Annotated in this window: 10 protein-coding genes; 6 read left to right on the plus strand and 4 right to left on the minus strand. The window is 35.1% G+C overall.

Annotated elements, in window-relative coordinates; genetic code table 11:
• Nucleotides 1-50: 50 nt before the first annotated feature.
• The 5 genes from aspS to ES674_RS01505 are packed head-to-tail and all read left to right on the plus strand — an operon-like array spanning nt 51 to nt 5,219.
• Nucleotides 51-1,805 (plus strand): aspartate--tRNA ligase, encoded by a 1,755-nt coding sequence (gene aspS, locus ES674_RS01485; RefSeq protein ID WP_148402217.1) that lies wholly within the window; start codon nt 51-53, stop codon nt 1,803-1,805.
• A 56-nt stretch (nt 1,806-1,861) separates the two neighbouring features.
• On the plus strand, nt 1,862-2,410 hold the full coding sequence (locus ES674_RS01490) for a hypothetical protein (protein ID WP_148402218.1): 549 nt from the start codon (nt 1,862-1,864) through the stop codon (nt 2,408-2,410).
• A complete protein-coding gene (locus tag ES674_RS01495; protein WP_148402219.1) occupies nt 2,382-3,203 on the plus strand; it encodes a tetratricopeptide repeat protein in 822 nt (273 codons plus the stop codon). Before ES674_RS01490 ends, ES674_RS01495 begins: the two co-directional genes overlap by 29 nt.
• A complete protein-coding gene (locus ES674_RS01500; protein ID WP_148402220.1) occupies nt 3,196-4,980 on the plus strand; it encodes a chloride channel protein in 1,785 nt (594 codons plus the stop codon). Before ES674_RS01495 ends, ES674_RS01500 begins: the two co-directional genes overlap by 8 nt.
• Before the next feature lie 2 nt (nt 4,981-4,982).
• Nucleotides 4,983-5,219: a hypothetical protein gene (locus tag ES674_RS01505; RefSeq protein WP_148402221.1), complete on the plus strand. Its 237-nt coding sequence runs from the start codon at nt 4,983-4,985 to the stop codon at nt 5,217-5,219.
• On the opposite strand, the gene ES674_RS01510 is transcribed toward ES674_RS01505, so the two are convergent.
• Complete coding sequence (locus tag ES674_RS01510; protein WP_148402222.1) at nt 5,216-5,665, minus strand: nucleoside deaminase; 450 nt, start codon at nt 5,663-5,665, stop codon at nt 5,216-5,218. The genes ES674_RS01505 and ES674_RS01510 overlap by 4 nt on opposite strands.
• A 64-nt stretch (nt 5,666-5,729) precedes the next feature.
• Nucleotides 5,730-8,411, minus strand: coding sequence for a T9SS-dependent M36 family metallopeptidase (locus ES674_RS01515; protein WP_148402223.1), 2,682 nt, complete (start codon nt 8,409-8,411; stop codon nt 5,730-5,732).
• A gap of 147 nt (nt 8,412-8,558) precedes the next feature.
• On the opposite strand from ES674_RS01515, the gene dxs reads away from it, so the two are divergent.
• A complete protein-coding gene (gene dxs / locus ES674_RS01520) occupies nt 8,559-10,322 on the plus strand; it encodes a 1-deoxy-D-xylulose-5-phosphate synthase (RefSeq protein WP_148402224.1) in 1,764 nt (587 codons plus the stop codon).
• A 3-nt stretch (nt 10,323-10,325) separates the two neighbouring features.
• On the opposite strand, the gene ES674_RS15685 is transcribed toward dxs, so the two are convergent.
• Together ES674_RS15685 and ES674_RS01525 are read right to left on the minus strand one after the other, a co-directional pair.
• On the minus strand, nt 10,326-10,457 hold the full coding sequence (locus ES674_RS15685) for a hypothetical protein (RefSeq protein ID WP_262712254.1): 132 nt from the start codon (nt 10,455-10,457) through the stop codon (nt 10,326-10,328).
• Nucleotides 10,458-10,558: 101 nt separating this feature from the next.
• Complete coding sequence (locus ES674_RS01525) at nt 10,559-11,902, minus strand: deoxyguanosinetriphosphate triphosphohydrolase (RefSeq protein WP_148402225.1); 1,344 nt, start codon at nt 11,900-11,902, stop codon at nt 10,559-10,561.
• Between the last annotated feature and the right edge of the window lie 163 nt (nt 11,903-12,065).

A 12,065-nucleotide genomic window follows, 5' to 3' on the forward strand; every position in this document is an offset into this window, starting at 1 on the left:
TCCTTAAATTTGCACCCGCATATAACGTTTAGTTATAAAAACACAAAATTATGTACAGAAGTCACACCTGTGGTGAATTACGAGCATCACACATCAATACTGAAATTACCCTTTCTGGTTGGGTACAAAAATCACGCGATAAAGGTTTTATTGTTTGGGTAGATTTACGCGACCGTTATGGTATTACGCAACTTGTTTTTGATGAAGAGCGCACACCGAAGGACATGATGGAAAAAGCTCAAAAATTGGGTCGTGAATTTGTAATTCAGGTGACTGGAACCGTTATTGAACGCGCTTCTAAAAACATGAATCTTCAAACAGGTGATATTGAAATATTAGTTTCCAAACTGGATATTTTAAATGAATCTTTATTACCACCCTTTACTATTGAAGATAAAACGGATGGTGGCGAAGATATCCGTATGAAATATCGCTATTTGGATATTAGACGTAATCCGGTAAAAAATAATTTAATTTTCCGTCATAAAGTTACACAGGAAGTTAGAAACTACTTATCAAAAGAAGGTTTTATAGAAGTTGAAACGCCTTATTTAATCAAATCGACTCCTGAAGGCGCAAGGGATTTTGTGGTGCCTTCTAGAATGAATGAAGGTCAATTTTACGCGCTTCCACAGTCTCCTCAAACTTTTAAGCAATTGCTGATGGTTGGTGGCATGGACAAGTATTTTCAAATTGCAAAATGCTTTAGAGATGAAGATTTACGCGCAGACAGACAGCCAGAATTCACGCAAATTGACTGCGAAATGGCATTTGTTGAACAAGAAGATATTTTAAACGCTTTTGAAGGTTTAACCAGACATCTTTTAAAAGAAGTAAATGGTGTTGAAATTTCAGAATTCCCAAGAATGCTCTATGATGACGCCATGCGTTTATACGGAAACGACAAACCAGATATTCGTTTTGGGATGAAATTTGGCGAGTTGAATGATGTAGCACAACATAAAGATTTCGGCGTATTTAATGATGCTGAACTAGTTATTGGTTTCGCAGTTCCTGGCGGAAACGCTTATACTAGAAAAGAAATTGACCAATTAATTGATTGGGTTAAACGTCCACAAGTTGGTGCTTTAGGCATGATTTATTCGCGTTGTAATGACGACGGAACCTACAAATCTTCTGTAGATAAATTCTACGACCAAGACGATTTAGCCAAATGGGCGGAAAAAACGGGCGCCAAAGCCGGCGATTTAGTTTGTGTACTTTCGGGGCCTACAAATAAAGTGCGTGCACAATTAAGTGCTTTGCGTATGGAATTAGCAGAACGTTTAGGTTTACGAAAACCAGACGAGTTTGCACCGCTTTGGGTTATGGATTTCCCGCTTTTAGAATGGGACGAAGAGACAGAACGTTTCCACGCCATGCACCATCCATTTACATCACCTAAACCAGGCCAGTTGGAATTATTAAAAACCAATCCAGCAGAAGTAAAAGCCAATGCTTACGATTTAGTTTTAAACGGAAACGAAATTGGCGGTGGATCTATTCGTATTCACGATAAAAATACCCAAGCTTTAATGTTTGATTATTTAGGTTTTACGGAAGAAGAAGCAAAAGCACAATTCGGTTTCTTAATGGATGCCTTCCAATATGGTGCACCACCACACGGCGGTTTAGCTTTTGGGTTAGACAGATTAGTTGCTATTTTGCATGGTAAGGAAACAATTCGCGATTTTATTGCCTTCCCTAAAAACAATTCAGGTCGCGATGTAATGATAGATGCACCAGCACCATTAGACGATAAACAACTCCAAGAATTAAGTTTAAAGCTTAATTTAAAATCATAAAAATTTAAAATTTGTCCCAATTGTTATTGGGACAAAATTTTTAGTAGCTTTAGATAATGAAGTGGAAACGGTTTTTTAAAATTTTTCTATATATCATTTTAGGGTTAACAGTTGTTCTGTTCGCACTATATGGTTATGCCTATTATGTATTTTACTACAAGTTTGTGCCAGAAGAAAAATACACGCGTTCCGTTGAATATATAGATCCGGAAACAGCCTTATTAAACGAGGGTTTTAAAGTATGCGATGAAAATTATATTCTTCAATACTACAATCCTGAACGCGCCACTTATAGTAAAGGTAAAAATGGTTTGCGAGACTTTATTCTTTCAAATTATAAGAACAATAACTACAAAGACTCCGGGTATTTAAATATACGTTTTGTAATTAATTGCAAAGGGGAAGCGGGTCGATATGTGATTCATGAAAACGATTTGGATTTAAAACCTAAAGCTTTCAATAAAGATTTAGTGGATCAGTTATTTCAACTAACAACAGAGCTTAAAACTTGGAACCCAAATTATCTGTATGATGATTATCGGGATTCCTATATGTATATATCTTATAGAATAGAAAATGGCAAGATTACTGAAATTATCCCTTAATATCTGTGTAGTTTTTTGTCTTTTCTCATGTAAATCAGATCGGGAAAAAGCAGAAGCATCTTACAGTTTTGGCGTTAACAATTTCGCTCAAGGTTCTGCAGGTAGCATTAATGGTATTGCACGTGCCATAGAATTAGATTCTACTTATGAGCAAGCCGTTTATGAATTATCTGTAGCTTATTTAAAACGTGGTTTGCCTCATAAATGGAAAGAACAGTACGACAAAGCCATCCCATTAGATTCTGTAACGCGTATTCCATGGCGTGGTTATTTATACTTATGGTTTTACAGAGATTATAATAAAGCGATTGCCGATTTTGATGCATCTGATGACTTAACACCTAATTTTGTAAATCAGCCACAAGGTCATAGTGTTGATTATTGGCGTGGCATTGCTTATTTAGGTTTGAAAAATTACGATTATTCTATTGCTTATTTTGATAAATATATCAATCAAGAAATTGAAGAATCAGGTGAAGACTGGGTTGAATTAACCGCTTTTCTATATCGTGGGATTGCTTATTACGAATCTGGTGATATGGACAAAGCACTTTATAATTTTGATAAGCGTTTAGAACACGGCCGAGATGTTAGTGCTGATGCCAAATATTACAAAGCCCTCATAGCACAAAAAGCAGGCGATTTAGAATTAGCTGAAGCATTAGTAGATGGCGCTACTGAAGACTTCAAACAAGGCTATTTCAACAACCGACCATACGTAGAAACGTTGCGCCAAATTTATATAGAAGACCTGCAAAAGCTAAAACTAGAATTAAATCCGGAAAATGCCTAACAGGACCTATTTCAAACGATTTCTAATTTGGCGTGCCAAGCATATTTCTAACAAGCAATTCGTATACATTTTAAGTATATTAGTGGGTTTTACATCTGGTGTTGCTGCCGTTATTCTTAAAAACTTAACACATTTTATTCAACATTTATTAGAAGGGAATTTGGTGCGCTATTACCACAATGCCTTTTATTTTGTGTTTCCTATTATTGGTTTCGCATTGGTTTATTTAATTATGAAATACGTTATTCGTAATAAGGTAAGTCATGGCATTCCTTCCACGCTTTATGCCATAGCCAAACGAAAAGGTATCATTAAAAGGTATCAAATGTTTGGGTCATTTTTAACCGCACCTTTAACCGTTGGTTTTGGAGGTTCTGTAGGTTTGGAAGGTCCAACTGTAGCAACGGGTGCCGCTATTAGTTCCAATATTTCTAAATTATTTCATGTAAATCAGCAAACCAAAACCTTGTTAATTGGTTGTGCAGCAGCTGGAGCTATGTCGTCTATTTTTAAAGCCCCAGTAGCAGCCATTGTATTTGCTATTGAAGTATTTAGTTTGGATTTAACCATTGCGTCCATGCTTCCGTTATTATTAGCATCTTTATCTGCTATTTTAACGTCTCATTTTTTCTTTGGAAATGATGTATTACTACCCTTTAATATTCAAGATGAATTTTCTATTTCTGACGTTCCGTTCTATATTATTTTAGGGCTATTTGCCGGCTTAACATCAATGTATTTTACCGAAATTTATGATCGGATTCAGGAATTTTTTGATAAAATAAAATCGGCTTGGAAGCGCATTTTAGTCGGTGGGATTTCAATAGGAATTCTTATTTATTTCATTCCGCCCTTATATGGTGAAGGTTTTGATGTGATGAACAATTTAATTGCTGGAAATCCAGAGAAAGCTCTTGTAAATAATTTTCTGGATTTAGACCTCAACAATATTTGGGTTGTAATTGCTTTACTAGCAGGATTGGTATTTTTTAAAATTATTGCAAGTGCTATAACCTTTGGCGCTGGTGGTGTGGGTGGAATTTTTGCTCCTACACTATTTATGGGAAGTATTATGGGAAATTGCCTTGCAAAAGTGATAAATAACTGTGGTTTAGGATTTTCAGTTTCTGAAAGTAATTTCACACTTGTTGGCATGGCTGGTGTCCTGTCTGGCGTTTTACATGCCCCTTTAACGGCTATTTTCTTGATTGCCGAAGTAACCGGTGGTTATGATTTGTTTATTCCGCTAATGCTTACCGCTACCATTTCATTTTTACTTACAAAATATTTTTATCCGCATTCGGTTTATACGATGGAATTAGGACGCAAAGGCGATTTAATTACCCATGATAAAGATCACGCTGTTTTAACCTTAATGGATATTAATACGGTTATTGAAACAAATTTCATCAGCATATCTCCCGAAATGACTTTGGGCGATATTGTGCATAATGCGGTAGTAAAATCCAACCGGAATATTTTCCCCGTAATTGATGACGAATCAAAAATGCTTGTCGGTATCGTTTTATTAGATGATATTAGACCTATCATGTTTGATCAATCTCTTTATAGCGAAGTTTTAGCCAAAGAAATCATGCAAGATCCACCGGCTATTATTGATATGGAAAAAGACAAAATGACCACCATAATGCGAAAATTCCAAGACAGTAATGCGTGGAATTTACCGGTAGTAAAAAATGATGAGTATATTGGTTTTATTTCGAAATCAAAGCTTTTAACAGCCTACCGCAGAAAACTTATTAATATCACAAATTAACTATGAAGTATCTTATTTTAATATTTCTTATTATATCTGCGACATCTTTAGTTTGCGGTTTAACACTTGAATTGGAATATGCACCCAAACTAGTTGGAGGTGGTGTTGTAATTTTATTCTTTATCGTATTTCCGTTATTTTCATGGTACAGATGGAAGGATAAAAAAATGAGTGATTATCTTCTAAATAAAGAGAATTTAGATAAAATGCGTGAGAGTCAAAAACGCAAAAAGGATTAATTTAAATTTCGTCTTTCAATAAAAAAACGTTTTAAAAGTAAAGCAGATTCGTCTGCCATTATCCCACCTTTTAAAATAGTTTTGGGGTGTAACTTGGTTTGTAAGTTTATACAGCCGCGTTCCTCATCTCTTGCACCATAAACAATAGTATTTATTTGGCTCCAATACAAAGCGCCAGCACACATTTGGCAAGGCTCTAGCGTGACGTATAAGGTACAATTGTGTAAATATTTTCCGCCAATAAAGTTAGATGCAGCGGTAATAGCTTGCATTTCTGCGTGAGCCGTAACATCGGTTAGCATTTCAGTTAAATTGTGACCACGGGCAATAACTTTGTTATCTATAACTATGACAGCGCCAACGGGAATTTCGCCTTTATCAAAAGCTATTTCAGCTTCCATTAAGGCTTTTTTCATAAAATAGTTATCATCAAAAATGTTTTCCATGGTGCAAAAATAAAAAAGGCAACTAAATAAATAGTTGCCTTTTAAAAATATCATTCAAAAATTATTAGTTCTTAATAATCTTATGGTTTGAATCCATATTCTGACCTTTAATATTTAAAATATAAATACCCGTTTGTAGGTTATTCATTGGTACTTCAACTGTACCAAATAAAACTGCTTGTTTAGCATAAACCTGACGTCCATTCATATCTGTAACCGTCATCATTACCTGACCAAAACTCTTATTTGTTTTAATAAATAAATTGTTGTTAGTTGGGTTTGGATATACTTTAATGTCGCTTTGTTTAAACTCGTCAACACTTAAGCTCGTACAGTTTGCTAAAGTTGGATCTGTATCTGGAGGAGTCGTAAAATCTTCAACTTGATCCGTTCTACTATTTTTGCTACCAGCAGATGCTGCAAAACCTAAACCTCTATTAGCAAAAACTTGCCAAATCATGCATTGATCTGCACCACCTGTACTAGCTCTATCAGCAGCTAAAATGGCATCACGTGCCTCAACGAAATCAGGTCCACATGGCTGTAATTTAATACCGTCTAGCACTAATTGCATAATTTTATTATTCCCACCAATACCGTTATAAATATCAGCATCAAAACCATATTTGTTTACATAAGCTTCTGTTAAATCATATAACATAGTTGCCCAAACAGATCCAATTCCGTGTGGCTGCGAGAGTTGTAAATTATTAGTAATTCCATAGGTAAAAGGGTTTACTGAAAAATCAGTTGAATATTTGAAATTTCTAATACCATTCCCATCAACACTTTGACCTGGAGCATAGGTAACCATACCTCGTCCTACTGCATAGTTTTCAGTAGCACGTAAAGTAATCATCAAGGCAAACCAATCAGACCAACCTTCACCCATTTGGGTTTCATTGGTTAAACAACCTGCTTGACTTGGACCACCAGTTAAACGGTTAGAAATACCGTGACCGTATTCATGAGCCACAATCATATTATCTAAACTTCCATCTAACATAAATGGACTTGGACCTTGCAGCGTTACATTTATCGTTTGTGTTTGCATAGCTGCAATTAAAGTTTCACCGTCTGCATAATTCATAAAAACAGAAGGAATGTTTATTGGTGGATTAACTTCTCCCGCCATTGTTACATATTGTGCATAAGCAGGATCGTTATCCGGATTATTATGATTAACAACAATAACTGCAACCGCTCCAGCATTTTGTGCATTCTGAATTTTATCGCTAAAAGCGCAAGTTCCTCTTCTCACAACAGCAATTTTACCTGTAAGACTTGTAAGAGCATTACAACCCAATGTTGGTGTTGTTGTACCGTCGTTTACTATAGCTAAATCGGCTGTTACAGGAGTTGGTCCTATTCCTGGCAAATTATTTGGTGCAGCAGTAGCTGGATTCACGGCGGTATAACTACCTGCTAGAGAACCATTATTAACAGTTATTAAATCTTGCACACCATTAGCTGGAGCTGACCATAAAAACATAGTCATAGTTGGATTTGACCCATCTGGAGGTGTACCAAATAATGCGTTATTTATAGAACCTGCTGAACCGTTTCCATCTTGACCATCTGCACGAACGTGATCGCTACCAAGACCACCATTTCCGTAGTTGTTGGTTTGAAAATTTCCACTTACCTCATCAAAACCGTATTGGTACCAAATATCATGCATGATATTATTTATGTAGAATAAGTTGGTTATTGATGCATCTTGATATAATGCTGGTTGTTGATTTAAATCTAAAGGAAAATTGAAATTTAGACTTGCTGTACCACTTGGTGAGTACCCGAAGCCATCATTTCCATTTCTATCTTCCATTGCCCAAACGTTATTACCACGTGTGCTTAAAAATTCAGCACCTGCAACACCATTATTATCATGCCATCCGTAAGGAGATGCATTTAAGTTTGCGGGTTGGCTTAATAATGTTCTTGGACCATGATTAGGGCTTTCTGTTGGTAATGCAAAAACATTGTATTGTGATCCATCAGCTAAATAAGAAACATCTTTAAAAAGTGTAAAATTAGCTTCATTTTTCACAGAAACTGCAGGTCCATGACCATGACTCTCATGATTAGCATCATCAAAGTTACAAGCTAGAATCCAATCATTCTGATTTATTAATTCACCTGAAATTGCATCAACACGAACACTGTACCAATTGGCACCGTTTAAAGTATGAATGCTTAAATCCCATGACAAAACCAAATTGCCTTCATTAGTTTTAAAGTATACTAATTTTACAGGAATAGTTGTTTGTGAAACATTTCCGGATGAAAAAACATAGGCTTTATAATTTGTTTCTAGAAGATCTAAATTCTGAATGGCACCTAATTTCAATTTATAAACAGCGCTTTCAATAGCTTGTTGTGCTGTTAACTGTGGAGATAGTGTATTAATACGCTCATTTATTGCACCAGTAAAACTATTGGCAAAATAAAATACCGCATTATCTTTAATTGCGACACTTGAAATAGCATTAAAAACGGGAATACCTTGGTAACGCTGATTGATATAAACATGCGTTATTTTCGTGTTTTTTGAAAACACTTCTCTGTCAATTACCAAGTCTGAAATATCACTTACTGTTAAATTGTAAGTTTCTTTGTTTTGATTTAGGTAATTTTGAATAATGGATACATTTTTTGAATCCGGTAAGTTACTTTGCGAATAGCCCATGTTGGTGAATACCAAAATAGCTAAAACAAGTAACTGCTTTAAGTAGTTATTTTTCATTTTTCAAAATTAAAAATTAGAATTTTTTTTTACTATTTCACAAATATAAACAAGTTAGATTCATTTATTGTTTTATTTATTCAGTTTAACCGCAATATTTGAGGATTTACATCTTATTTTAATAATTTTATAGCATATTATACTTACATGACTTCCAATATTCTTGATACTATAAATTCACCATCAGATTTACGTAAACTGAATTTAAAGCAATTACCAGATCTCGCTAAACAATTACGACAGTTTATTATAGACATAGTTGCTACAAAAGAAGGGCATTTAGGAGCTAGTTTAGGTGTTGTAGAATTAACTATAGCACTTCACTATGTATTTAATACACCAAACGATTTGTTAATTTGGGATGTTGGCCATCAAGCTTATGTGCATAAATTGCTTACAAACAGGAAGTCTAATTTTCATTCAAATCGCCAGTTAAATGGTATTAGTGGTTTTCCGAAACGTGCAGAAAGTGAGTATGACACGTTTGGAACCGGACATTCCTCTACCTCTATTTCCGCTGCTTTAGGAATGGCGCTTGCTTCACAAATAAAAGGTGATTTCAATAAACATCATATTGCTGTAATTGGAGATGCCTCTATAGCAAGTGGAATGGCATTTGAAGGTTTAAACCATGCAGGCGTAACCACCGCCAATTTACTGGTTATTTTAAATGACAACGCTATTGGAATTGATCCTAGTGTTGGCGCTTTAAAGCAATATTTGACTAATGTGAAAAAGGGAACTGAAAAGCAGGACAATATTTTTGAAGCTCTAAATTTCAATTATTCTGGACCTATTGATGGCCATGATATATTTAAAGTTATAGCCGAATTAGAACGTTTAAAAACCGTAAAAGGCCCTAAATTTTTACATATTATAACAACTAAAGGTAAAGGCTTAAAACAAGCCGAAGAAAACCAAGTTGTGTATCACGCTCCGGGTAAATTTGATGCCGTAACAGGCGATCTTCTGCCAAAATCAACCAAATTACAAGCTCCAAAATATCAAGATGTGTTTGGATGCACATTAGTAGAATTAGCTAGAAAGAATGAAAAAATTGTTGGTATTACACCGGCCATGCCAACGGGAAGTTCTCTAAAATTTATGATGGACGAATTCCCCGAACGCGCTTTTGATGTAGGTATTGCCGAACAACATGCGGTAACCTTGGCTGCTGGAATGGCAACACAAGGCATGATTCCGTTTTGTAACATTTATTCTACGTTTTTACAGCGCGCTTATGACCAGATTATTCACGACGTGGCGCTACAAAATTTACCTGTAATTTTTTGTTTAGATCGCGCTGGTTTAGTGGGCCAAGACGGCGCCACCCATCACGGCGTTTTTGATATAGCCTATTTACGTTGCATTCCTAATATGATTATTTCAGCACCTCGAAATGAAATCGAATTGCGGAATATGTTATATACGGCTCAACTTGGAAAACTTAAAAACCCTTTAGCTATAAGATACCCACGAGGTCGTGGAGAAATAATAAACTGGCAAATTCCTTTTAAAGAGGTAAGCATCGGGAAAGGTGAGCAACTTAAGCAGGGTGAAAAAATTGCTATTTTAAGTATTGGTACCATGGCAAAAAATGTTTCAGAGGCAATTGCAGGTTTAGAAGTGTCACACTTTGATATGCATTTTATAAAACCTTTAGATGAAACGCTATTGCATTCAATTTTCCAAACCTATGAAACAATAATAACGGCAGAAAACGGCACTATAATTGGCGGTTTTGGAAGTGCTATTGCTGAATTTAAAGTGCAGCATAATTACAATAACATCTTAAAAATAATAGGTATTCCGGATACGTTTGTGGAACAGGGAACAATTGAAGAATTGGAAGAGCTAACCGGAATCGGCGTAACTCAAATTAAAGAGGTTGTCCAATCGTATTTGAATTAATATTTAAAAATCTTTGGCGTAAAAAGCATGTGAATCTATAACGGTCTCACTTGAAGTTGATAATTCACTAATAGCCAATAAACTAGCAAAGGTTACAAAGAAAATAACGATAGCGCCTAAAATGTTGTTTTTCATTTTTGAAAATATTCAATAGATTTTGAAAGCTAAATATAGAAATAACGTCGATTATATACAAATATTTTCGACTAAAAACACGTTACAGAAGAATTATCCTACTAAAAGGCAATTCCTTTAATTTTCTTATAAATTAAAATAGCGCGACTATCGGACAAGGAAGCCACATAATTACAGACACTTAAAAGACGTTTATAAATGAGATCTTCATTAGTATTAATGGTCCCTGAAAGCGTATTTAAAATCAACTTATCGTAGTTGGAAGCCGTTCCATTATAATCATTATTTATAGCGGCTATATAGGTTCCTAACAAGGTATTTAACACCCTATAGCCCATAATTTCCTTTTCAACCACCTCTTTAGATTGGTACACATTATTCACGCTAATATTGATAATGTCTTTAATCTGAGCTTCGTATTTACTTTTATCTAACAATCCCGTTTGAAACGTATCATTTAAAATAGCTTCTTCGTTTTCAATAAACACAGAAACGGCTTCGTTAATTAAGGTATTAATAGCCAATGCGCGTAAATAACTAATTCGGTCTTGCGTATTGGATAATTGATGGTATTTTTTAGTTTGAATACTATTACGCACCAACTTTATTAAATATTCTAGCGCAAATTCCTCTTGAATGAGGCCTAAATTAATGCCATCTTCAAAATCGATAATAGTGTAACAAATATCATCAGCGGCTTCCACTAAAAACGTCAATGGATGTCTGGCGTAGCTAATATTACCATCCTTACTCCGATTAATTAAGCCCAACTCATCGGCTACATCTTGAAAAGCTTCTTTATCTCCTTGAAAAAAACCGTATTTTTTATCAGTAATATGTTTTGTAGGTTTTTTAGGTAAAGATTCTTTCGGGTATTTAGTAAAAGCACCAAGCGTAGCATAACTTAATCGGATGCCGCCTTCTCGACCAACGCGACTTTCAGTTAAAATTTTAAAGCCATTGGCATTTCCTTCAAAATCACATAAATCCTGATATTCTTTGTCGGTTAATTCCGATTTATACTGTTTTCCAGCTCCGGTTTTAAAGTACTCTCCGATAGCTTTTTCACCCGAATGGCCAAAAGGTGGATTTCCAATATCATGTGCTAAAGCGGCTGCGGCTACTATGGCGCCAAAATCATTTGCTTGGTAGCCATGAATATTTTGTAAATGTGGATATTTCTCAATTAACTGTTTTCCTGCTAAACGTCCGAGTGTTCTTCCTACCACGCTAACTTCCAAACTGTGGGTTAATCGGGTGTGAACAAAATCGGTTTGAGATAAAGGAATAACCTGGGTTTTATCTTGTAAGCTTCTAAATTCTGCAGAAAAAATGATGCGATCATAATCCACTTCAAAACCTAAACGTGTTTCATCTTGCTCTTTTCGTAAACGTTTATGGTTATCGCCAAAACGCTTTAATGATAATAGTTGTTCCCAGTTCATGCTACTTCTTTATAGAATGGCAAGATACTATTTTTTCAATGTTAAGAAATCTTTTCCAAATTAGATTATTTAGAAAATCTCATAACCTTTAGGTAATGATTTTGTGATATAGGTTTAATGGCTAGTTAACGCTGACTTTACATCTCTAGAGTTTCTTTGTACC

It is taken from the genome of Bizionia myxarmorum (assembly GCF_008086205.1).
In the GTDB taxonomy this organism is placed as follows: domain Bacteria; phylum Bacteroidota; class Bacteroidia; order Flavobacteriales; family Flavobacteriaceae; genus Algorimicrobium; species Algorimicrobium myxarmorum.

Coding starts and splice junctions, on each gene's coding strand:
- aspS (WP_148402217.1), top strand. CDS start 51: ATGTACAGAAGTCACACCTGTGGTGAATTACGAGCATCACACATCAAT.
- ES674_RS01490 (WP_148402218.1), top strand. CDS start 1,862: ATGAAGTGGAAACGGTTTTTTAAAATTTTTCTATATATCATTTTAGGG.
- ES674_RS01495 (WP_148402219.1), top strand. CDS start 2,382: ATGGCAAGATTACTGAAATTATCCCTTAATATCTGTGTAGTTTTTTGT.
- ES674_RS01500 (WP_148402220.1), top strand. CDS start 3,196: ATGCCTAACAGGACCTATTTCAAACGATTTCTAATTTGGCGTGCCAAG.
- ES674_RS01505 (WP_148402221.1), top strand. CDS start 4,983: ATGAAGTATCTTATTTTAATATTTCTTATTATATCTGCGACATCTTTA.
- ES674_RS01510 (WP_148402222.1), bottom strand. CDS start 5,665: ATGGAAAACATTTTTGATGATAACTATTTTATGAAAAAAGCCTTAATG.
- ES674_RS01515 (WP_148402223.1), bottom strand. CDS start 8,411: ATGAAAAATAACTACTTAAAGCAGTTACTTGTTTTAGCTATTTTGGTA.
- dxs (WP_148402224.1), top strand. CDS start 8,559: ATGACTTCCAATATTCTTGATACTATAAATTCACCATCAGATTTACGT.
- ES674_RS15685 (WP_262712254.1), bottom strand. CDS start 10,457: ATGAAAAACAACATTTTAGGCGCTATCGTTATTTTCTTTGTAACCTTT.
- ES674_RS01525 (WP_148402225.1), bottom strand. CDS start 11,902: ATGAACTGGGAACAACTATTATCATTAAAGCGTTTTGGCGATAACCAT.